The sequence below is a fragment of the Citrobacter sp. wls711 genome (assembly GCF_005281055.1).
Lineage (GTDB): Bacteria > Pseudomonadota > Gammaproteobacteria > Enterobacterales > Enterobacteriaceae > Citrobacter > Citrobacter gillenii.
This window is the reverse complement of the sequence record NZ_SZXC01000068.1, coordinates 159,269-180,227: the sequence shown is the minus strand read 5'-3', so window position 1 is coordinate 180,227 and position 20,959 is coordinate 159,269. Positions and strand designations below refer to the sequence as shown.

At 53.6% G+C, this 20,959-nt stretch carries 21 protein-coding genes; 16 read left to right on the top strand and 5 right to left on the bottom strand.

Annotation, left to right across the window (positions count from 1 at the left end; genetic code table 11):
* Positions 1–173: 173 nt before the first annotated feature.
* On the top strand, positions 174–2,192 hold the full coding sequence (locus tag FDW98_RS19805) for an NADPH-dependent 2,4-dienoyl-CoA reductase (protein ID WP_096755590.1): 2,019 nt from the start codon (positions 174–176) through the stop codon (positions 2,190–2,192).
* Between the two features lie 56 nt (positions 2,193–2,248).
* On the opposite strand, the gene rlmG is transcribed toward FDW98_RS19805, so the two are convergent.
* Positions 2,249–3,385 (bottom strand): 23S rRNA (guanine(1835)-N(2))-methyltransferase RlmG, encoded by a 1,137-nt coding sequence (rlmG, locus tag FDW98_RS19800; RefSeq protein WP_096755589.1) that lies wholly within the window; start codon positions 3,383–3,385, stop codon positions 2,249–2,251.
* A gap of 84 nt (positions 3,386–3,469) precedes the next feature.
* On the opposite strand from rlmG, the gene FDW98_RS19795 reads away from it, so the two are divergent.
* From FDW98_RS19795 to sstT, 4 genes are all read left to right on the top strand, one after another.
* Positions 3,470–3,973 (top strand): M48 family metallopeptidase, encoded by a 504-nt coding sequence (locus FDW98_RS19795; protein WP_096755588.1) that lies wholly within the window; start codon positions 3,470–3,472, stop codon positions 3,971–3,973.
* Positions 3,974–4,042: 69 nt separating this feature from the next.
* Positions 4,043–5,041 carry a Gfo/Idh/MocA family protein gene (locus FDW98_RS19790; protein WP_096755587.1) on the top strand — a complete coding sequence of 333 codons (999 nt, stop codon included), beginning with the start codon at positions 4,043–4,045 and terminating at the stop codon, positions 5,039–5,041.
* A 270-nt stretch (positions 5,042–5,311) separates the two neighbouring features.
* Positions 5,312–6,280 carry a TerC family protein gene (locus FDW98_RS19785; RefSeq protein ID WP_096755586.1) on the top strand — a complete coding sequence of 323 codons (969 nt, stop codon included), beginning with the start codon at positions 5,312–5,314 and terminating at the stop codon, positions 6,278–6,280.
* 241 nt (positions 6,281–6,521) lie between these two features.
* The gene (gene sstT / locus FDW98_RS19780) at positions 6,522–7,766 is read left to right on the top strand and encodes a serine/threonine transporter SstT (RefSeq protein ID WP_096755585.1); all 1,245 of its coding nucleotides are present in this window, start codon (positions 6,522–6,524) and stop codon (positions 7,764–7,766) included.
* Between the two features lie 16 nt (positions 7,767–7,782).
* Here the strand turns inward: sstT and FDW98_RS19775 are convergent, their stop codons facing one another.
* From FDW98_RS19775 to uxaC, 3 genes are all read right to left on the bottom strand, one after another.
* Positions 7,783–8,337, bottom strand: a complete 555-nt coding sequence (locus tag FDW98_RS19775) for a YgjV family protein (RefSeq protein ID WP_096755584.1) — start codon at positions 8,335–8,337, stop codon at positions 7,783–7,785.
* Positions 8,338–8,543: 206 nt separating this feature from the next.
* Positions 8,544–10,031, bottom strand: coding sequence for a UxaA family hydrolase (locus tag FDW98_RS19770; protein ID WP_096755583.1), 1,488 nt, complete (start codon positions 10,029–10,031; stop codon positions 8,544–8,546).
* 13 nt (positions 10,032–10,044) lie between these two features.
* On the bottom strand, positions 10,045–11,457 hold the full coding sequence (gene uxaC / locus FDW98_RS19765) for a glucuronate isomerase (RefSeq protein WP_096755582.1): 1,413 nt from the start codon (positions 11,455–11,457) through the stop codon (positions 10,045–10,047).
* Between the two features lie 473 nt (positions 11,458–11,930).
* Here uxaC and FDW98_RS19760 point away from each other — a divergent pair, with 473 nt between their 5' ends.
* The 11 genes from FDW98_RS19760 to FDW98_RS19705 all read left to right on the top strand — a co-directional run bounded on the left by FDW98_RS19760 (position 11,931) and on the right by FDW98_RS19705 (position 19,932).
* Complete coding sequence (locus FDW98_RS19760; RefSeq protein ID WP_096759328.1) at positions 11,931–13,232, top strand: MFS transporter; 1,302 nt, start codon at positions 11,931–11,933, stop codon at positions 13,230–13,232.
* A 132-nt stretch (positions 13,233–13,364) separates the two neighbouring features.
* Complete coding sequence (exuR, locus tag FDW98_RS19755; RefSeq protein ID WP_096755581.1) at positions 13,365–14,141, top strand: transcriptional regulator ExuR; 777 nt, start codon at positions 13,365–13,367, stop codon at positions 14,139–14,141.
* A 350-nt stretch (positions 14,142–14,491) separates the two neighbouring features.
* Positions 14,492–15,154 (top strand): DedA family general envelope maintenance protein YqjA, encoded by a 663-nt coding sequence (gene yqjA, locus FDW98_RS19750; protein WP_045447871.1) that lies wholly within the window; start codon positions 14,492–14,494, stop codon positions 15,152–15,154.
* A gap of 3 nt (positions 15,155–15,157) precedes the next feature.
* Entirely contained in the window at positions 15,158–15,541 is a 384-nt protein-coding gene (gene mzrA, locus FDW98_RS19745) for an EnvZ/OmpR regulon moderator MzrA (RefSeq protein WP_096755580.1), read from the top strand.
* A gap of 147 nt (positions 15,542–15,688) precedes the next feature.
* Positions 15,689–16,057, top strand: coding sequence for a DUF1090 domain-containing protein (locus tag FDW98_RS19740; RefSeq protein ID WP_096759327.1), 369 nt, complete (start codon positions 15,689–15,691; stop codon positions 16,055–16,057).
* A 33-nt stretch (positions 16,058–16,090) separates the two neighbouring features.
* Positions 16,091–16,396, top strand: coding sequence for a YqjD family protein (locus FDW98_RS19735; RefSeq protein ID WP_096755579.1), 306 nt, complete (start codon positions 16,091–16,093; stop codon positions 16,394–16,396).
* Positions 16,397–16,398: 2 nt separating this feature from the next.
* A complete protein-coding gene (locus tag FDW98_RS19730; protein WP_096755578.1) occupies positions 16,399–16,794 on the top strand; it encodes a phage holin family protein in 396 nt (131 codons plus the stop codon).
* Positions 16,794–17,093 carry a YqjK-like family protein gene (locus tag FDW98_RS19725; protein WP_096755577.1) on the top strand — a complete coding sequence of 100 codons (300 nt, stop codon included), beginning with the start codon at positions 16,794–16,796 and terminating at the stop codon, positions 17,091–17,093. The genes FDW98_RS19730 and FDW98_RS19725 overlap by 1 nt, the downstream gene beginning before the upstream one ends.
* A 217-nt stretch (positions 17,094–17,310) precedes the next feature.
* Complete coding sequence (locus tag FDW98_RS19720) at positions 17,311–17,703, top strand: DoxX family protein (protein ID WP_135324236.1); 393 nt, start codon at positions 17,311–17,313, stop codon at positions 17,701–17,703.
* Between the two features lie 71 nt (positions 17,704–17,774).
* Positions 17,775–18,761, top strand: a complete 987-nt coding sequence (yqjG, locus tag FDW98_RS19715) for a glutathionyl-hydroquinone reductase YqjG (protein WP_096755575.1) — start codon at positions 17,775–17,777, stop codon at positions 18,759–18,761.
* An 805-nt stretch (positions 18,762–19,566) separates the two neighbouring features.
* A complete protein-coding gene (locus FDW98_RS19705) occupies positions 19,567–19,932 on the top strand; it encodes a DUF805 domain-containing protein (RefSeq protein WP_096755574.1) in 366 nt (121 codons plus the stop codon).
* A gap of 106 nt (positions 19,933–20,038) precedes the next feature.
* Here FDW98_RS19705 and yhaJ read toward each other — a convergent pair whose 3' ends face one another.
* Complete coding sequence (gene yhaJ, locus FDW98_RS19700; protein WP_096755573.1) at positions 20,039–20,935, bottom strand: DNA-binding transcriptional regulator YhaJ; 897 nt, start codon at positions 20,933–20,935, stop codon at positions 20,039–20,041.
* Between the last annotated feature and the right edge of the window lie 24 nt (positions 20,936–20,959).

Sequence of the window (20,959 nt, the reverse complement as noted above, 5' to 3'; positions counted from 1 at the left end):
TTCACCGGCCGGATAAGGTGCGTGCACCGACATCCGGCAAATTCGTTCTCTGGCCTACTCTTTTTTGAATCCCATCACAATCACGGCATTCCCCTTTTCCCTTTTGCGCGGCGACGGCTAAATTAGTAACTCATCCGACCACATAACAATAATTTTACATACTGGACACCTTTATGAGCTATCCGTCGCTGTTCGCCCCGCTCGATCTGGGATTCACCACGCTTAAAAACCGCGTGTTGATGGGTTCAATGCATACCGGTCTGGAAGAGTATCCCGATGGCGCAGAACGGCTGGCCGCGTTCTACGCCGAGCGCGCCCGTCACGGCGTCGCTCTGATTGTGAGCGGCGGTATTGCCCCTGCGCTTTCCGGCGTGGGTATGGAAGGCGGCGCGATGTTAAACGATGCCAGCCAGTTACCACATCACCGCGTAATTACCGACGCGGTGCATGACGAAGGCGGCAAAATCGCGCTGCAAATTCTGCATACCGGACGCTATAGCTATCAGCCGCACCTCGTCGCGCCCTCCGCTATTCAGGCGCCGATCAACCGCTTTACCCCGCATGAGCTGACCCACGATGAAGTGCTGCAACTGATTGAGGATTTTGCCCATTGCGCACAGCTGGCGCGGGAAGCAGGCTACGACGGCGTAGAGGTCATGGGCTCGGAAGGCTATCTGATCAACGAATTTCTCACCCTGCGCACCAACCAGCGGACTGACCAATGGGGCGGCGATTACGCCAACCGCATGCGTTTTGCCGTCGAGGTGGTACGGGCCGTTCGTCAACGTGCCGGTAACGACTTTATTATTATCTTTCGTCTGTCGATGCTCGACCTGGTGGAAAATGGCGGCACGTTTGACGAAACCGTCCAGCTGGCGAAAGCCATTGAGGCGGCAGGTGCTACGATCATCAACACCGGGATCGGCTGGCACGAAGCACGGATCCCGACCATCGCCACGCCGGTGCCGCGTGGGGCGTTTAGCTGGGTGACGCGCAAGCTGAAAGGTCACGTAACGGTTCCACTGGTCACCACTAACCGCATTAATGATCCGGGCGTTGCCGACGATATTCTGGCCCGTGGCGATGCTGATATGGTGTCGATGGCACGCCCGTTCCTCGCCGATGCCGAGCTGCTGTCAAAAGCGCAAAGCGGGCGAGCGGATGAGATCAACACCTGCATAGGCTGTAATCAGGCCTGTCTGGATCAGATCTTCGTCGGCAAAGTGACGTCCTGCCTGGTGAACCCCCGCGCCTGTCATGAAACCAAAATGCCGATCGTAGCGGCGACACATCTGAAGAATCTGGCGGTAGTCGGTGCCGGTCCTGCGGGGCTCGCCTTTGCCATCAACGCCGCTTCACGCGGTCATCAGGTCACGTTGTTTGATGCCAACGCGGAGATCGGCGGACAGTTCAATATCGCCAAACAGATCCCCGGCAAAGAAGAATTTTACGAAACGTTGCGCTATTACCGCCGGATGATCGACGTCACCGGCGTGACGCTGAAGCTGAATCATTTTGTCACCGCAGACGATCTGCTCTCGTTTGATGAAGTGATCCTCGCCAGCGGGATCGAACCACGCACGCCGCCGATCGACGGCATCGATCATCCTAAGGTACTGACCTATCTTGATGTCTTACGAGATAAAACGCCGGTAGGTCAACGCGTGGCGATTATCGGCAGCGGCGGGATCGGCTTTGATACCGCCATGTATCTGAGCCAGCCCGGTGAGCCCACCAGCCAAAACATTGCAGAATTCTGCGTGGAATGGGGAATCGATACCAGCCTCCAGCAAGCAGGTGGTTTACGCCCGGAAGGGCCACAGTTATCCCGTAGCCCGCGCCAGATAGTCATGTTGCAGCGTAAAGCCAGTAAACCGGGACAAGGGTTAGGTAAAACCACGGGCTGGATCCATCGCGCCACCCTGCTGTCTCGTGGAGTGAAAATGATCCCGGCAGTGAGCTATCAGAAGATCGATGATGATGGACTGCACGTGTTGATCAACGGCGAGCCTCAGCTCCTGAACGTGGATCATGTGGTAATTTGTGCAGGTCAGGAACCTCGTCGTGGACTGGTCGATCCGCTGCATGCGGCCGGTAAAACAGTACATCTGATCGGCGGGTGTGATGTGGCGTTAGAACTGGATGCCCGACGCGCCATCGCGCAAGGCACCCGACTGGCGCTGGAGATTTAACAGCCTATCTTTCGTAGGCCGGATAAGGCGGTCACGCCGCCATCCGGCATCAGCGATTAGCGGCGGCGCCCTAATTTCATCGCTTTCAGCACCACAAATTTGTTGTTGGTGGCGATGGTTTCGCAGTTACCGAAAATCTTCTTCAGCTTGTGGAAGTAGTCGAGGTGACGGTTCGCCACAATATACAGCTCGCCGTTAATCTTCAGGCAACGGCGGGCGTGGTGGAACATCTCCCACGCGATGTTATCAGTCAGTGCGTGCTTCTGATGGAACGGCGGGTTACACAGCACAGCGTTATAGCGGAACGGTTCCACGCCAGACAGTGCGTTGTTGATCATAAACTCACAGCGGTCCAGCGCATCTGGCATGTTGGTTTCCACGTTCAGGCGGCTGGACGCCACCGCCATCGGTGATTCATCCACAAACACCACGCTCGCCTGCGGGTTTTTCTCCAGCAGCGTCAGGCCAATAACCCCGTTACCGCAACCGAGATCGACAATCTCGCCTTCCAGATTGTCCGGCAGATGTTCAATAAAGAAACGTGCGCCAATATCCAGCCCGGTACGGGAGAAGACGTTGGCGTGGTTGTGGATCGTCCAGTCGGTGCCTTCCAGCTTCCAGCTCAGCGTTTGTGAGGCGTCAGCCAGCTCAGGATTGCTGAACGTGCAGTTGATCAGACGGGCTTTTTTCCATGCCAGCGTGGTGGTGGTTGGGCCCAGCACCTTTTCAAACAGCTCAAGCGTCGAAGTATGTACGTCGCGCGCCTTCGCCCCGGCGATAATGCGCGTTTGCGGTGTGACGACCAGGCGTAACGCACGCAACTGCTGTTCCAGCAGCGCCATGGTTTTTGGCAGCTTAATCAGTACCACGCCCGGCGACTGTGGGTAATCGACCGTGCTGTCGAGGAACTGGACGCTGGATTCGGCAATGTCGTTATGGCGCAGGTTTTCACGCGTCGCCAGCTCGCTTAAATAGGAGTCGCCAATGCTGTACGGCGAATGTTCCGCCAGCGCACAACCCAGCGCACCGAAGGTATCATTCAGGAGCAGCACCGGGCCGCTAATCTCGGTATCGTCCAGCTGTTGCAGCAGATATTCATCTGCAGCTTCCCACGCCAGCAGCGGGTTAACGTCATCCGTTTCCGGGAAACGTTTAAGTGACAGCGAACGGAAACCGTTGTCTATGTGGCTCATCGGCCCTCCTGAATGGTAAAATTTCGGCGTATCCCTGAAAAGGGTGCGTGAGTATACACTTTTTATACTTTATATGGGGCACAAATGAGTCAGTTGACCTATCTGCAGGGCTACCCGGAGAATTTACTTGATCAGGTTCGAACCTTGATCAGCGAGCAACGTCTGGGCGCGGTCCTGGAAAAGCGTTATCCGGGTACGCATGACTTCGCGACCGATAAGGCGCTCTGGCAATATACCCAGGATCTGAAAAGTCAGTTTCTGCGCAATGCCCCACCGCTCAATAAAGTGATGTATGACAGTAAGATCCACGTGTTGAAGAATGCGCTTGGACTGCATACCGCCGTCTCTCGCGTGCAGGGCGGCAAGCTGAAAGCGAAAGCGGAAATTCGCGTCGCCACCGTATTTCGCAACGCCCCTGAACCTTTTTTACGCATGATCGTGGTTCATGAACTGGCACACCTGAAAGAAAAAGAGCACGACAAAGCGTTTTACCAGCTGTGCTGCCATATGGAACCTCAGTATCACCAACTGGAGTTCGACACCCGCCTGTGGTTAACGCAACAATCGCTAAAGCAAACTGCGCAGTAGCGCACTGGCTTTGTCAGCAAGGCATGCTAAATTGGCGCAAGGATCCCTTTTCGCAGCCTGAAGGCCTTTATGATACGTTTCGCAGTGATTGGCACAAACTGGATCACCCGCCAGTTTGTGGATGCCGCCCATGAAACCGGCAAATATAAGTTAACCGCCGTCTATTCCCGCAGCCTTGAACAGGCGCAAAGCTTCGCCAACGATTATCTCGTCGAGCATTTGTTTACTTCGCTGGATGCAATGGCGCAAAGCGACGCTATTGATGCGGTGTATATTGCCAGCCCAAACTCTCTGCACTTCCCGCAGACCGAGCTGTTCTTACGCCATAAAAAGCACGTCATTTGTGAGAAACCGCTGGCATCAAACCTGGCAGAAGTCGATGCCGCTATCGCCTGCGCTCGGGAAAATCAGGTGGTGCTGTTTGAGGCGTTTAAGACCGCCTGCCTGCCCAATTTCCTGCTGCTGCAGCAATCTCTGCCCAAGGTAGGAAATGTCAGAAAGGCGTTTATCAATTACTGCCAGTACTCTTCACGCTACCAGCGTTATCTGAACGGTGAAAACCCGAATACCTTTAATCCAGCGTTCTCAAATGGCTCGATTATGGATATCGGCTTTTACTGCCTGGCTTCGGCGGTTGCGCTGTGGGGCGAACCGCAGAGCGTACAGGCCAGCGCCAGCTTGCTGGCAAGCGGTGTTGATGCCCACGGCGTTGTGGTGCTGAACTACGGTGATTTCAGCGTCACGTTACAGCATTCCAAAGTGAGCGACTCGGTGCTGGCCAGCGAGATTCAGGGCGAATCAGGATCTCTGGTCATTGAGAAAATCTCCGAATGCCAGAAAGTCTGTTTTGTTCCGCGTGGTGGAAAAACGCAGGATCTGACGGTGCCTCAGCACATCAATACTATGCTGTATGAGGCAGAGCGCTTTGCTCATCTGGTTGAATCCGGCGAAGTGGATCACCCGGCACTGGCTGTCAGTCGCATTACCGCTAAGCTGCAAACGGAAATTCGCCGCCAGACCGGCGTCGTTTTCCCAGCAGATAGCGCGAATACGTCGCTGATTGCGTAAAACTGTGTAAAACAAATGTTGCAGGCCATTGACTGAAAGCGTGGCCTGTAATACTTTGTTACCCGCAAAGGGGAGTAACTTCGTTGTCGGTTGATCGTCATTACGATGTGTGAAAAACCACATCCGGTCGCCGGGCGATAACAAAGGAATACGTCAACGTATTCCTTTGTTGTTGTAAGTGAGACCTTGCCGAATGGCAAGGTCTATGCATGAAAAGCAGCGGCTAACGTCATTCGGCGTTGGCCGTTTTTTTATGCATGGGGAAATATAATGAATACTGTCGGCACACCGTTGTTATGGGGTGGCTTCGCTGTTGTAGTGGTGATTATGCTGGCCATCGACCTGCTGTTGCAGGGTCGTCGCGGCGCGCATACGATGTCAATGAAGCAGGCGGCTGCCTGGTCAATCGTCTGGGTCACGTTGTCGTTACTGTTTAACGCCGTATTCTGGTGGTATCTGGCAGAAACCCAGGGGCGTGCGGTCGCAGACCCGCAGGCGTTGGCGTTCCTCACCGGCTATTTGATTGAGAAATCGCTGGCGGTGGATAACGTCTTTGTCTGGCTGATGCTGTTTAGCTACTTCTCGGTGCCGCCAGCGTTACAGCGCCGAGTGCTGGTGTATGGCGTGCTGGGGGCGATTGTTCTGCGTACCATCATGATCTTCGCGGGCAGCTGGCTTATCACCCAGTTTGAATGGCTGCTGTACGTGTTCGGCGCGTTCCTGCTGTTTACCGGCGTGAAGATGGCGCTGGCAAAAGAAGATGCTTCCGGCATTGGCGACAGGCCGTTAGTGCGCTGGCTGCGCGGTCATCTGCGTATGACCGACACCATCGAGAACGAGCATTTCTTCGTGCGTAAAAACGGTCTGCTGTTCGTTACGCCGCTGATGCTGGTGCTGATTCTGGTTGAGTTGAGCGATGTTATCTTTGCCGTCGACAGCATTCCGGCAATCTTTGCCGTGACCACCGACCCGTTCATCGTACTGACCTCTAACCTGTTTGCCATCCTTGGTCTGCGTGCGATGTACTTCCTGCTGGCCGGCGTGGCGGAGCGTTTCTCGATGCTGAAGTACGGCCTGTCGATCATTCTGGTGTTTATCGGCATCAAGATGCTGATTGTCGACTTCTACCATATCCCTATCGCTATCTCGTTAGGCGTGGTGTTCGGGATCCTGTTTGTAACGCTGATTGTTAATGCGTGGGTCAACCACCAGCACGATAAAAAGCAGCAAATACAGTAAGTTTCATCTGCTAGCTGAAAAGCCCGACGCCCACTGTGTGCGTCGGGCTTTTTGTTTAACATGTCACCATAATGTTAATTTAAAGTTATAAAATATGATCTCAGCGTAAAATCCAGGATATTTCGCTTCCCGAAGCGTGTTCTTTCCTTATACTCAGCCATGCAAACATCTGCCTCACTCTGAAAGATGCGTCTATAGAACGCACAAGGGTCAGGCGACAACACAATAAAAGGATTACGAAATGACTACGCAACGTTCGTCGGGGCTGATCTCGCGTTTGGCGCAAGGGAGCCTTGTTAAGCAAATTTTGATAGGTTTAGTACTGGGGATTGCGCTGGCACTGATCTCAAAACCGGCTGCAGAAGCCGCTGGTTTGCTGGGCACCCTGTTCGTCGGCGCATTAAAAGCCGTCGCTCCCATCCTGGTTCTGATGCTGGTAATGGCCTCTATTGCGAACCATCAGCATGGGCAAAAAACCAATATCCGTCCGATTCTGTTCCTCTACCTGCTCGGTACCTTCTCCGCGGCATTAGCGGCAGTGGTGTTCAGCTTTGCCTTCCCCTCGACGCTGCATCTTGCCAGCAGCGCTAACGATATTGTGCCACCATCGGGCATTGTCGAAGTGATGCGCGGGCTGTTGATGAGTATGGTGTCGAACCCGATTGATGCCCTGCTTAACGCGAACTATATCGGCATTCTGGTATGGGCCGTCGGCCTGGGCTTTGCCCTGCGCCACGGGAATGAAACGACCAAGAATCTGGTCAACGATATGTCCAACGCCGTCACCTTTATGGTGAAACTGGTGATTCGTTTCGCCCCTATCGGTATTTTCGGCCTGGTCTCCTCCACGCTTGCTACCACGGGTTTTGCTACATTGTGGGGCTATGCGCAGCTGTTGGCAGTGCTGGTAGGTTGTATGCTGCTGGTGGCGTTCGTGGTCAACCCGCTGCTGGTGTTCTGGAAAATTCGTCGCAACCCGTATCCGCTGGTGCTGGCTTGCCTGCGTGAAAGCGGCGTGTATGCCTTCTTTACCCGCAGCTCTGCCGCCAACATTCCGGTGAATATGGCGCTGTGTGAGAAGCTGAATCTGGACCGCGATACCTACTCGGTTTCTATCCCACTGGGTGCAACCATCAACATGGCTGGCGCGGCGATCACCATTACCGTGCTGACGCTGGCAGCGGTGAATACACTGGGGATCCCGGTTGATTTACCGACTGCGCTGCTGTTGAGCGTCGTGGCATCGCTTTGTGCCTGTGGCGCATCTGGCGTGGCGGGTGGCTCTCTGCTGCTGATCCCACTGGCGTGTAATATGTTCGGTATCCCGAATGATATCGCCATGCAGGTAGTTGCCGTCGGCTTTATTATCGGCGTATTGCAGGACTCCTGTGAAACCGCGCTGAACTCCTCAACCGACGTATTGTTTACCGCTGCAGCCTGCCAGGCTGAAGACGAACGTCTGGCAAACAACGCCCTGCGCGGCTAATCACTTTTCCCCTCCGTCATGGTGCGGAGGGGTTTTCTTTCTGTACGCTTTTTTCAATTTTGAAGGGAGCTATCCCCCGTTTTTGCATGCGTCTGAAACGAATAATATTCAGGCCGTTCATCACCAGAAAACTGCCTTCAATCATCGTGCCGCCAATCGATCCCAACCAGAAATTATGCACCACCCAGCAGGCAGTCGCGCACCACATCACACAGCGGACGGTTAATCCTTTACAGCGAAACAGCGCCCAGGTGCTGGCCAGCGTGCCAATAATGGGGAGTAACTCCATCGCATGCTGTAGTTTCGCCAACCCAAGAACCAGCGTGAGAACGATAAAAACGGTCATCACCCACAGTTTGCGGGTGCGCATCGAGACCAGGGTTCGGATGGTGTTTAGCTCCGCACTCATCCCCGCGGGCCAGGCCCCCATCAAAAAGAAGTGTACCCCGATAGTGGCACTATAGACGGCAAGCTGCAGCCGGAAGCGGCGCTCATCGCGGTTGAAAAAGGTGGTAATCCCGATCAGAAAGGCGATGACACCTACGCCCTGGGCCAGCCAATACGCGGTCATGAAAAATCCTTGTGAGGAAATGCAAAAACAAACGGCGCCTCATATTATGAAACGCCGTTTTTAAAATCTACTCTATTTCGATTACCCAATAGATTTCGTGCGACAGCAAGGCGGCAAGTTCAGACATCCCCGGGAGATTACTGGAGTAAGTGACCGGGGTGAATGGACGCAGCCAACGCGGCTGTCGTGCGAAAGATGAAGGGTAATTACAACGTTACGCCACTTTTGAAGATAGCCAGCTCGCGGAAGTCATTACGTTCGTTACAGGTCGGTTTACCATTAGCAAACTCGACGATGGTATCGACAAACTCATTCAGCAGTTGAGGCATGGCTTTACCGTGGATCAGCTGTCCCGCATCAAAATCGATCCAGTGCTTTTTCTTCGCCGCCAGCTCGCTGTTCGTGGCAATTTTCACCGTCGGTACAAATCCGCCGTAAGGCGTGCCGCGACCGGTACTGAATAGCACCATATGGCAGCCAGCACCCGCCAGCGCGCTGGTGGCAACGGCGTCGTTCCCCGGTGCGCTTAACAGATTCAGACCGTGCGTTTTTAGCCGTTCACCGTAACGCAATACATCGACAACCTGGCTGGAACCCGCTTTCTGCGTGCAGCCCAGTGATTTATCTTCCAGCGTGGTGATGCCCCCCGCCTTGTTACCCGGTGACGGGTTCTCATAAATCGGCTGGTCGTGGGCAATGAAGTACTGCTTGAAGTCATTGACCATCGTCACCAGCTTGCCAAACGTCTCTTCGTCACGGCAATGGCTCATCAGCAGTTGCTCAGCGCCAAACATTTCCGGAACTTCGGTCAGCACGGTGGTGCCACCGTTGGCAATCACATAGTCGGAGAAACGTCCCAGCATCGGGTTAGCCGTGATGCCGGACAGGCCGTCAGACCCGCCGCATTCCAGACCAAACTTCAGTTCGCCCAGTTTACCCGGCTCACGCTTATCGTGGCGCATCACGTTGTACAACTGATGGAGATGTTCGATCCCCGCCTCCACTTCGTCTTCCTGATGTTGGCAGACCATGAAGTGCACGCGTTCAGGATCGAACTCGCCCAACGTTTCGCGGAAGGCATCCACCTGGTTGTTTTCACAACCAAGCCCCACCACCAGCACCGCCCCCGCGTTCGGGTGACGCACCATGTTTTGCAGCATGGTGCGGGTGTTGATGTGATCGTCACCCAGCTGCGAGCAGCCGTAGGTGTGGCTGAAAAGATGAACGCCATCGATGCCTTCAGCATCGTTGGTCTCTTTCAGGAAGCGGGTCTGCATCTGTCGCGCCATGGCGTTAACGCAGCCGACCGTCGGCAGGATCCACAGTTCGTTACGCACCCCGACATCGCCGTTGGCACGACGGTAGATCTGCACATCGCGATCTGCCGGTTGTACCTCAGGTTCCTGAAAGTCGGGTTGATAGCTATATTCATCCAGATCGCTCAGATTGGTGCGCGTATTGTGAGCATGGATATGTTCACCCGCCGCAATATCCGCCAGAGCATGGCCAATCGGCAGGCCATATTTAATGACGTTCTCACCCTGAGCAATATCGCTCAAGGCAAATTTGTGTCCACGTACAACGTCCTGTCGTAGCGTTACGGTATGGCTATCTACACTAACCTGCGTGCCTTGCGCCAGATCGGCCAGCGCAACCGCAACGTTATCCAGCGTATGGATCTTGATGTATTGCATATCAACCCGGACCTTAGTTCAGTTCAATGGCAAAGTAATCGCGCGCATTGTTGAAGCAGATATTTCTCACCATTTCACCCAGCAGCTGGATATCTGCCGGGGCTTCACCCGCGGCAACCCAGCGGCCAATCATCTGGCACAGAATGCGGCGGAAATATTCATGGCGCGTATATGACAGGAAGCTACGGCTGTCGGTCAGCATGCCGACAAAACGGCTCAGCAGACCGAGCTGCGCCAACTGCGTCATTTGGCGTTCCATTCCGTCTTTCTGATCGTTGAACCACCAGCCGGACCCGAACTGCATTTTTCCCGGCATACCTTCGCCCTGGAAGTTGCCGATCATGGTGCCCAGCACTTCGTTGTCGCGCGGGTTCAGGCAGTACAGGATGGTTTTTGGCAGCAGGTTTTCTTCGTTCTGCTTGCTCAGCAGTTTGGAGAGTTCTTCCGCAACCGGACGATCGTTGATCGAATCGAAGCCCACATCCGGCCCCAACAGTTTGAACTGACGCAGGTTGTTATTACGCAGTGCGCCAATATGGTACTGCTGGACCCAACCACGACGGGCATATTCCGCACCAAGGAACACCAGCACGGCCGTTTTAAACTGCGCCACTTCATGCTCGCTCAGCGTTTCACCGGCCAGACGACGCGTCAGGATGTTGTCGAGTTCAGATTCATTAGATTCAGCAAACAGCACCACATCCAGCGCATGGTCAGACACTTTACAGCCGTGTGCAGCGAAGTGATCCAGGCGTTTGGTCAGCGCGGTTTGCAGATCGGTGAAGCGACGGATATCGGTGTCGGACACCTCACCCAGCTTCGTCATGTAGTCGTTAAAGGTTGCCTGCTCAATATTGAAGGCTTTATCCGGGCGCCAGCTCGGCAGCACTTTGACGGCAAAGGTGCTGTCCTTGGCGACCGAGGCGTGATGTTCTAGTGAATCAATCGGATCGTCAGTGGTACCGACCATTTTCACGTTCATCTGCTGCATGATGCCGCGCGCGGAAAATTGTTCCTGCGCCAGCAGTTCGTTGCACTGATTCCAGATTTCATCCGCCGTCGCAGGCGACAGCAGCTTACCTGTAATACCAAACGGGCGACGCAATTCAAGATGCGTCCAGTGGTAAAGCGGGTTGCCAATAGTGTGCGGAACCGTCGCGGCCCAGGCGTCAAACTTCTCACGATCGGACGCATCGCCGGTACACAGGCGCTCAGCAACACCGTTAGTACGCATAGCGCGCCATTTGTAGTGATCGCCTTTCAGCCAGATGTCATACAGGTTGTTAAAACGGTAGTTGTCCGCGATTTGCTGCGGCGGCAGATGGCAGTGGTAATCGAAGATTGGCTGATCTTTGGCGTAATCATGATACAGACGGCGGGCAAATTCGGTATCCAGCAGAAAATCTTCAGTCATAAACGGGGTCATTATCGTCTTCCTCTCAGCGAGTGCGTCAGATTGCTTATGTTTTGATGCTGACAAAGTTATCACACCAATTTCCACAGACTGAAGATATTTTCGTGAGTTAGATCAACAAATGGCGACAAAAAAATTACTCTCAAAGAGGTAAATCTTACGCCAACCCGCGCCAGTTCTGGCTTTGCTGAATCGAAATAATGACCACACGAAGATTCACACTTTTGTGATGGCACTCACCTTTTAAAGCTGTATGACAAGTTATCTTTTTGCCGTCGCAATACATAAGCCGACGGAATGCAAATTACCGATGGTCCACCATCGGATTGACCGGTACGGAAACCGAATTAGCACGATTCTTGAAATGGCAAAGTTCGGGGAGTACCGGTTTTTTTCGGTCACCCCTTTCGTAAAAAGAACATCCTCCGCCCTACACAGGAAGATGACCGCTCGTTCGCGGAAATAACAAAACGATGAGGTTTTACATGCGTAAAATTAAAGGGTTACGTTGGTATATGATCGCACTGGTGACGCTTGGCACCGTGCTGGGTTACCTGACGCGTAACACTGTGGCGGCAGCTGCGCCAACGCTGATGGAAGAGTTACACATCTCCACTCAACAGTATTCCTATATCATCGCAGCGTACTCTGCTGCTTACACCGTTATGCAACCCGTTGCTGGCTACGTTCTGGACGTGCTGGGAACAAAAATAGGTTACGCGATGTTCGCCGTTCTGTGGGCCGTCTTCTGTGGCGCGACTGCACTGGCTGGAAGCTGGGGTGGACTGGCGCTGGCGCGAGGCGCGGTCGGTGCGGCTGAAGCGGCGATGATCCCTGCGGGTCTGAAAGCCAGTTCGGAGTGGTTCCCGGCCAAAGAGCGCTCCATTGCCGTCGGTTACTTTAACGTCGGTTCCTCTATTGGCGCGATGATTGCGCCGCCGCTGGTAGTCTGGGCCATCGTGATGCACAGCTGGCAGATGGCGTTCATTATCTCTGGTGTCCTGAGCTTCATCTGGGCCATGTGCTGGCTTGTGTTTTACAAACACCCGCGCGATCAGAAAAAACTGTCCGACGAAGAACGTGATTACATTCTCAACGGCCAGGAATCACAGCATAAAAACGGCACGGCGAAGAAAATGTCCGTCGCGCAGATCCTGCGTAACCGCCAGTTCTGGGGCATTGCACTGCCGCGTTTCCTGGCAGAGCCGGCCTGGGGTACATTTAACGCCTGGATCCCGCTGTTCATGTTTAAAGTTTACGGCTTTAACCTGAAAGAAATTGCCATGTTCGCCTGGATGCCCATGCTGTTTGCTGACCTCGGCTGTATCGTTGGTGGGTATCTGCCGCCGCTGTTCCAGCGCTGGTTCGGCGTCAACCTGATTGTGTCACGTAAAATGGTCGTCACCATGGGCGCATTCCTGATGATTGGCCCGGGCATGATTGGTCTGTTTACCAGCCCGTATATTGCCATCGCGCTGCTGTGCGTCGGGGGCTTTGCTCACCAGGCCCTGTCCGGTGCGCTGATCACCCTCTCTTCTGACGTCTTTGGTCGTAATGAAGTGGCTACAGCGAACGGTCTGACCGGGATGTCTGCCTGGCTGGCAAGCACCCTGTTTGCGCTGGTCGTGGGCGCCCTGGCTGACACCATCGGCTTTAGCCCACTGTTTGCGGTACTGGCAGTATTCGACCTGCTCGGTGCGTTAGTCATCTGGACGGTGCTGCAAAACAAACCGGCCAGCGAGGTCGACTCGGGACCGCAAACCGGCGATCCCGCACCACAAAGTTGACCTGACTCAATCACCAACGAAATACGTTCAAAGCCGCCAGCGTTCTGGCGGCTTTTTTATCGTCACAAGTGGAGCCAAATTCGCAAAAGTGGTATAACAAATAGAGTCTGCCGTATCATGCCTGGAGCGCATATGGAAATCACCGAACCACGACGTTTGTACCAACAACTTGCTGCCGATCTGAAGGCGCGCATTGAGCAGGGTGTTTACCTGGTGGGTGAAAAACTTCCCGCCGAGCGCTTTATCGCCGATGAAAAGAACGTCAGCCGTACCGTGGTCCGTGAAGCCATTATCATGCTCGAGGTTGAGGGCTACGTTGAAGTGCGTAAAGGATCCGGGATCCACGTCATCTCTAACCAGCCAAAACACTACGTCGCGCCAGATGCCAATCTTGAGTTTGCCAGCTACGGTCCATTTGAACTGCTGCAGGCACGCCAGCTTATAGAGAGCAATATTGCCGAGTTTGCCGCCACCCAGGTGACCAAACAGGACATCATGAAACTGATGGAAATCCAGGAGAAGTCGCGCAACGAAAAAAGCTTCCGTGACTCCGAGTGGGATCTCCAGTTCCATGTGCAAGTGGCGCTGGCAACGCAAAATACCGCACTGGCGGCGATTGTTGAAAAAATGTGGACTCAGCGTGTTCACAACCCGTACTGGAAGAAATTACACGATCACATCGACCTGCGCACGGTAGATAACTGGTGCGATGACCATGACCAGATCCTACGGGCATTAATCCGTAAAGATCCCCATGCTGCCAAACTGGCGATGTGGCAGCACCTTGAGAACACCAAACAGATGCTGTTTAACGAAACCAGCGATGATTTTGAGTTCAACGCCGACCGTTATCTTTTTACCGATAATCCGGTGGTTCATCTGGATACGGCCGCTAACGGGGCAAAATAAGCGTTCTCATATTCACAGGCGCGCCAGGGCGCCTGTTTCTGACGCTCGGTAAGCATTAGGTATAAAGTGTCAGCCTGTGTAAATCCTCTCGCCACCCTCCTTTGCGATAAGCAAAATCACGGTTCAGCGACCGTAATTTCTATAACGGACTACGTTGACCTTTGTTACAATTACATGCGTTTTGAATTTTTGTGTATCAGTGCTTGCTTACTTTGCAACTTAACAGGGAACAGTTCAGGCCGTGAATTTGTGTCAGACCGCGATACATGCAAAAAAAGATCAATAATATTGCGGCGTTACAAAATCCAGAAAACCGGCATGACGACAACCGATTTCTCCAGGAATACTGAATGGAACTACTGACTCAATTACTGAATGCCTTGTGGGCTCAGGATTTTGAAACTCTGGCCAATCCGTCGATGATTGGCATGCTGTATTTTGTCCTGTTTACCATTTTGTTTCTGGAAAACGGGCTGCTTCCTGCGGCCTTTTTACCTGGTGACAGCTTACTGGTGCTGGTCGGCGTGCTTATTGCTAAAGGCGCAATGGGCTTTCCACAAACGGTGCTGCTCCTCACCACCGCGGCCAGCCTCGGCTGTTGGGTAAGCTACATCCAGGGACGATGGCTGGGGAATACCCGCATCGTGCAAAACTGGCTTTCTCATCTTCCCGCGCATTATCATCAGCGCGCGCACCATCTGTTCCATAAACATGGCCTGTCTGCGTTGCTGGTCGGGCGATTCATTGCCTTCGTCAGAACGCTGCTGCCGACCATTGCAGGACTCTCCGGCCTGAACAATGCGCGCTTTCAGTTCTTCAACTGGATGAGCGGACTGCTGTGGGTTTTGATCCTGACGTCACTGGGTTATCTGCTGGGCAAAACGCCGGTGTTCCTCAAGTACGAAGATCAGTTAATGTCGTGCCTGATGCTGCTTCCCGTTGTTTTACTGGTGTTTGGCCTCGCCGGTTCACTGGTTGTTTTATGGAAAAAGAAATACGGGAACCGGGGATAAATTATGCTGCTACCACGCATAACGCTCCGACGATTGGCCTGGACAACCACCTTTATCCTGTTTTTAGGCGCACTTATCCTGACCTGGTCTGCCATTCGTCAGCAGGAGTCGACGCTAGCCATTCGCGCCGTTAATCAGGGCGCCAGCATGCCAGACGGTTTTTCTATCTGGCATCATCTGGATGCCAACGGCATTCGCTTTAAAAGCATTACCCCGCAAAATGATGCGCTGCTGATCACCTTTGATTCCAGCGCGCAAAGCGCAGCCGCGAAGGTCGTTCTCGACAGAACGTTGCCGCATGGCTTCGTCATCGCCCAACAGGATGATGATAATCAGGCGGTGCAGTGGTTATCACGTTTGCGTGATAACCCACACCGTTTTGGTTAACTTCCAGGAATCTGAATTATTTCACCCACTTTGGTGATTTCGCCGTTTAGTGCCTATGATTAATAAGCTGGGTTTATGGCCCGCGCTTTTTTATCTGGAGCAACGACCCTCGCGTTACCGGGTCGAATCACAATGGAAGGTTCAAGTATGAAATACCGCATCGCTTTGGCTGTTACCCTTTTCGCTCTCAGTGCCAGCAGCTACGCCAACACCCTCTGTCAGGAAAAAGAACACGATATTCAGCGGGAGATTAGCTATGCCGAAAAGCACAACAATCAGAGCCGCATCAACGGCCTGAACAAGGCCCTGAGCGAAGTCCGGGCCAATTGTTCTGACAGCAAGCTACGTGCCGAGCATCAGAAAAAAATTGCAGAACAGAAAGATGAGATCGCCGAGCGTAAACGTGATCTCGCCGAGGCGAAACAAAAAGGCGATACAGATAAAATCACCAAACGCGAGCGCAAGCTTGCCGAAGCTCAGACTGAACTGAAAGAACTCGAGTCACGCGATTACTAAGTACGGTAACGACCCACTCACCTGGAGAAAACTATGTCAAAAGATAATGCTACGGAACACCTGCGCGCTGAGCTGAAATCCCTTGCGGATACGCTTGAAGAGGTACTGAGCTCCTCTGGCGATAAGTCGAAAGAAGAGTTGAGTAAAATTCGCAGTAAAGCAGAACGCGCGCTGAAAGAGAGCCGCAATCGCCTGGGTGAAACCAGCGATGTGATTGCTAAGCAAACTCGCGAAGCCGCGGCAAAAGCCGACAACTACGTACGCGAAAATCCATGGACAGGCGTCGGTATTGGCGCTGCGGTCGGCGTGGTGCTTGGCGTACTGCTGTCGCGCCGCTAACAATGGCGGACTCCGATCACGCACAAGGTCCAGGCAAAAACGTACTGGGTATCGGACAACGGATCATCACGATCCTCGTCGAGATAGTTGAGACCCGGTTACGTCTGGCCGTTGTTGAACTGGAAGAGGAAAAAGCCAACCTCTTTCAGCTGCTGCTGATGCTGGGGCTAACCATGCTGTTCGCAGCATTTGGCCTGATGAGCCTGATGGTGCTTATCATCTGGGCCATTGACCCTCAGTACCGTCTCAACGCGATGATAGCCACCACCGTTGTGCTGTTGCTTCTGGCGCTCATTGGCGGGATATGGACGCTACGTAAAGCCCGTAAGTCAACGCTGTTACGTCATACCCGCCATGAACTTGCTAACGACAGGCAGGCCCTGGAGGATGATGCATAATGAGCAGTAAAGTCGAACGCGAAAAACGTAAGGCGCTGCTGCTTAGTCAGATCCAGCAGCAACGGCTGGATCTGACCGCCACCCGCCGCGACTGGCTGGAGGTCACTGCGGCATACGATCGCGGCTGGAACACGCTGTTGAACCTGCGCTCGTGGATACTGGTTGGCAGCAGCATCATAGCCGTTCGTACTATTCGCCACCCAAATATGCTCGTACGTTGGGCCAAACGCGGCTTTAGCGTCTGGAGCGCCTGGCGACTGGTCAAAGCGACCATCAGACAGCAGCAACTGCGCGGTTAATCTCTTCTGCTCTCCCCACGTAGGCCTGATGGCAAGGCCTACTTCATTCTATTTTCCTCTTCACTCAAAATTTTTGAAAAATACTGACAGTTTTCCTTGCTAACAATTGTCATTATCCACGTTTATGATTCTCTCCATCGACAGCAACAACGCCCTATACAGCGTTAATGCAACAAAAAACAAAATCAGCCGCCTGAGTGGTTTCCTGGAGAGTACGATGAAAAAATTAGAAGATGTTGGTGTACTGGTAGCGCGCATTCTGATGCCAATCCTGTTTATTTCTGCAGGCTGGGGAAAAATCAGCGGATATGCGGGTACCCAACAATATATGGAAGCCATGGGCGTTCCAGGATTCATGTTACCGCTGGTTATTCTGCTTGAGTTCGGCGGCGGCCTGGCCATTCTGTTCGGCTTCCTGACCCGTACTACCGCGCTGTTTACCGCAGGCTTCACGGTGCTGACCGCGTTCATCTTCCACAGCAACTTTGCGGAAGGGATGAACTCGCTGATGTTCATGAAAAACTTAACCATCGCAGGCGGGTTCCTGCTGCTGGCTATCACCGGTCCAGGCGCATTCAGCATTGACCGCGTACTGAATAAAAAGTGGTAAGCAAGCTATACTAAACGCATCAAAAAGCGAGGAGACATCTCCTCGCTTTTGCTATCTGAGGAGGCAAAACCATGGGACAACTTATTGACGGCGTCTGGCATGACACCTGGTATGACACAAAATCTACCGGGGGAAAATTTCAACGTTCTGCATCGGCTTTCCGTAACTGGCTCACCGCGGATGGCGAACCTGGCCCGACCGGCACAGGCGGTTTTGCCGCCGAAAAAGACCGTTACCACCTGTACGTTTCCCTCGCCTGTCCGTGGGCGCATCGCACGCTGATTCTACGCACGCTCAAAGGTCTGGAGCCATTTATCTCCGTTTCCGTTGTGCATCCGCTGATGCTAGAGAACGGCTGGACGTTTGATGATAATTTCCCGGCCGCCACGGGAGATACGCTCTACCAGCACGAGTTTCTCTATCAGCTCTATTTGCACGCCGACCCGCAGTACAGCGGCCGCGTCACCGTACCGGTGCTGTGGGATAAAAAGAATCACACCATCGTCAGTAATGAATCGGCGGAGATCATCCGCATGTTTAACACGGCGTTTGATGCACTGGGCGCCAAAGCCGGTGATTACTACCCGCCTGCCCTGCAAAGTAAAATTGACGAGCTGAACAGCTGGATTTATGACAACGTCAATAATGGCGTCTATAAAGCCGGTTTTGCCACCAGTCAGGAGGCATATGACGAGGCGGTTGATAAAGTGTTTCACTCACTGGCGCGACTGGAGCAGATTCTGGGTCAGCATCGCTATCTGACCGGCGACCAGTTGACCGAGGCAGATATTCGCCTGTGGACCACGCTGGTACGCTTTGATCCGGTGTATGTTACCCACTTCAAGTGCGATAAGCACCGCATCAGCGACTACCTGAATCTGTACGGTTTCCTGCGTGATATTTACCAGATGCCGGGCATTGCGGAGACCGTCAATTTTGACCATATCCGTCATCACTACTTCCGTAGCCACAAAACCATCAATCCGACCGGTATTATTTCAATCGGGCCATGGCAGGATCTCAGCGAGCCACACGGACGAGACAGCCGTTTCGCCTGATTTACACGGGTCTCATCTGGGCAATGCCGTTCAGTTAACGCTTCAGTTTCAGAAAGTATAAACCTGTATTGACGGAAGTAATGAACATGCTACCTCAGAGAAAGGGTTCCGTTCACCTCATGTTAATCATTTCTCTGAAGCACTGATTACGGTGAACGTGTAAAGGGCGTTCTTCGCCACGCCCTTTACAATCCCGGCTCCCGGCACGGAAAATTGTTGCTTCGCAATCCCCTACGCTTATTCCTCCAGGCTACCGGGCCGGGCGCGAGGTAGCATCCCTGCAAAACGCGCCCTGAACCCGCATCCTTGCGGGTTCTCCCGGCCTTACGGAAACACGTCGGCAATTTTCAGCCGGACCAGCCCACACCTGACCACTTGCGCTTTAATTATGCGGGTAGCCTGAAAATCGATGAGGCGTTGACGGCTGACCGGGTCTGCCCGCAGGGATGCGGGCAGAGGGGACTGCCTGCAGGGACGCAGGCTCGGCCCCGACCCGACAGGCAGACGGAATAAGACGAATAACTCGCGCAGCGACGATTTTCCCGCCGGGAGCCTGGGTTGCAAGGGAGGCGGCGGTGAGCCTCCCTTGCACGTTCACGGGTATCTGCACTTCAGAGAAATAATACCGCTAAAGTGAACGGAACCCTGAGCCGGAATCACATGTTCTCCATAATGTTTAACTGACAAGCAATGCTCCGATGTGGGCAAATAATTAATACGACAAATATTTACCACCATTTCATTCGCAGCTATTCTTAATTTGATTACTTTAAAAACAAGTGATTGAACGCAAAATGAGGCGCAAATGGATTGGTATCTAAACGTTCTTAAGAACTATTTTGGTTTTGGCGGCCGGGCTCGGCGCAAAGAGTACTGGATGTTTGTTCTGGTCAACATCATCTTTTCTTTCGTACTCAGCATCCTGGACAACATACTTGGCTGGCAACGCGCCGGGGGAGAAGGCGTATTAACGACGATTTATGGTGTGCTGGTATTTATACCGTGGTGGGCAGTGCAATTCCGTCGTTTGCATGACACCGACCGTTCTGCATGGTGGCTGCTGATCCTGTTGATCCCCATTATTGGCTGGTTGGTTATCATTATTTTCAACTGTCAGAACGGCACGCCGGGTAGCAACCGGTTCGGTGCAGACCCAAAACAACTGTCCTGACGTAGCACGTAGAGATGCCTGATGGCGCTGCGCTTATCAGGCCTACAACCTACTCCGTCCTGTAGGCCTGATAAGGTGCTTGCACCGCATCCGGCTTAACCCCACCTTATTTGCCCACAAACAGCTTCGGAATTTCCCGCAGACACCAGGATTTGGCCTCACCCATACTGTCCCGTCGCCAGGCCATGATGATATCAATTTCGTTGGTGGACTCCGGGCTCACCACGCGCAAACGACCTGCGGCAATATCCTCTTCCACCAGCGGATACGGCATGGTCGCCACACCCAGCCCGGCCAACAGCGCCTGGCGCTTATCTTCGATTGAACTCACCGTCAGGCGCGGCTGTTTATCCAGTAACTGGACGGTCAGCACCGGGCGCTCACGGGCGGTATCCGCCACCGCAATGCCCCGGTATTTCACTCGGGTCACTTCCGACAACGGCTCCGGCTCCTGATGGATAGGATGATCCGGCGCGGCCACGTAGACGTTCATCAGCGTGTACAGCTTGCGGGAATTAATTTCTGACGATGAACGAAAATGCATATCCGGGGCGATCACGATATCCGCCCTTCCCTGCTCCAGGCGTTCCCATGCCCCAGCCAGCACCTCAGTGATCACTGAAAGCTGAGTATTGGCCTTCACGGCGAGCCGGTCGATGAGCGGAAAGAACGCTGCCGTGGGTACCAGCGCTTCGGTGACGATCGTCAGATGCGTTTCCCAGCCGCGGGCCAGCGCTTCGGCATCGGTGGTCAGCTTATCAGCCGCCTCGAGCAGCACGCGCCCACGTTCCAGTAGCATGCGTCCAACGTTAGTAAATTTTGTGCGATGGCCTGAGCGGTCAAACAACACCACATCCAGCTCTTCTTCCAGCTTTTGCATGGTATAGCTGAGAGCGGAAGGAACGCGCCCCAGTTCGTCCGCCGCAGCGGCAAAGCTGCCACGTCTGTCGATTGCATCCATTACGCGTAACGCTTCAAGCGTTAATGCCCTTTCTTTGGCCATGTCGTTCTCATTCAGGAAATTTGA

What these genes read in the sequence shown, in the direction of transcription:
- FDW98_RS19805 (WP_096755590.1), top strand. Translation starts at nt 174, where the DNA reads ATGAGCTATCCGTCGCTGTTCGCCCCGCTCGATCTGGGATTCACCACG.
- rlmG (WP_096755589.1), bottom strand. Translation starts at nt 3,385, where the DNA reads ATGAGCCACATAGACAACGGTTTCCGTTCGCTGTCACTTAAACGTTTC.
- FDW98_RS19795 (WP_096755588.1), top strand. Translation starts at nt 3,470, where the DNA reads ATGAGTCAGTTGACCTATCTGCAGGGCTACCCGGAGAATTTACTTGAT.
- FDW98_RS19790 (WP_096755587.1), top strand. Translation starts at nt 4,043, where the DNA reads ATGATACGTTTCGCAGTGATTGGCACAAACTGGATCACCCGCCAGTTT.
- FDW98_RS19785 (WP_096755586.1), top strand. Translation starts at nt 5,312, where the DNA reads ATGAATACTGTCGGCACACCGTTGTTATGGGGTGGCTTCGCTGTTGTA.
- sstT (WP_096755585.1), top strand. Translation starts at nt 6,522, where the DNA reads ATGACTACGCAACGTTCGTCGGGGCTGATCTCGCGTTTGGCGCAAGGG.
- FDW98_RS19775 (WP_096755584.1), bottom strand. Translation starts at nt 8,337, where the DNA reads ATGACCGCGTATTGGCTGGCCCAGGGCGTAGGTGTCATCGCCTTTCTG.
- FDW98_RS19770 (WP_096755583.1), bottom strand. Translation starts at nt 10,031, where the DNA reads ATGCAATACATCAAGATCCATACGCTGGATAACGTTGCGGTTGCGCTG.
- uxaC (WP_096755582.1), bottom strand. Translation starts at nt 11,457, where the DNA reads ATGACCCCGTTTATGACTGAAGATTTTCTGCTGGATACCGAATTTGCC.
- FDW98_RS19760 (WP_096759328.1), top strand. Translation starts at nt 11,931, where the DNA reads ATGCGTAAAATTAAAGGGTTACGTTGGTATATGATCGCACTGGTGACG.
- exuR (WP_096755581.1), top strand. Translation starts at nt 13,365, where the DNA reads ATGGAAATCACCGAACCACGACGTTTGTACCAACAACTTGCTGCCGAT.
- yqjA (WP_045447871.1), top strand. Translation starts at nt 14,492, where the DNA reads ATGGAACTACTGACTCAATTACTGAATGCCTTGTGGGCTCAGGATTTT.
- mzrA (WP_096755580.1), top strand. Translation starts at nt 15,158, where the DNA reads ATGCTGCTACCACGCATAACGCTCCGACGATTGGCCTGGACAACCACC.
- FDW98_RS19740 (WP_096759327.1), top strand. Translation starts at nt 15,689, where the DNA reads ATGAAATACCGCATCGCTTTGGCTGTTACCCTTTTCGCTCTCAGTGCC.
- FDW98_RS19735 (WP_096755579.1), top strand. Translation starts at nt 16,091, where the DNA reads ATGTCAAAAGATAATGCTACGGAACACCTGCGCGCTGAGCTGAAATCC.
- FDW98_RS19730 (WP_096755578.1), top strand. Translation starts at nt 16,399, where the DNA reads ATGGCGGACTCCGATCACGCACAAGGTCCAGGCAAAAACGTACTGGGT.
- FDW98_RS19725 (WP_096755577.1), top strand. Translation starts at nt 16,794, where the DNA reads ATGAGCAGTAAAGTCGAACGCGAAAAACGTAAGGCGCTGCTGCTTAGT.
- FDW98_RS19720 (WP_135324236.1), top strand. Translation starts at nt 17,311, where the DNA reads ATGAAAAAATTAGAAGATGTTGGTGTACTGGTAGCGCGCATTCTGATG.
- yqjG (WP_096755575.1), top strand. Translation starts at nt 17,775, where the DNA reads ATGGGACAACTTATTGACGGCGTCTGGCATGACACCTGGTATGACACA.
- FDW98_RS19705 (WP_096755574.1), top strand. Translation starts at nt 19,567, where the DNA reads ATGGATTGGTATCTAAACGTTCTTAAGAACTATTTTGGTTTTGGCGGC.
- yhaJ (WP_096755573.1), bottom strand. Translation starts at nt 20,935, where the DNA reads ATGGCCAAAGAAAGGGCATTAACGCTTGAAGCGTTACGCGTAATGGAT.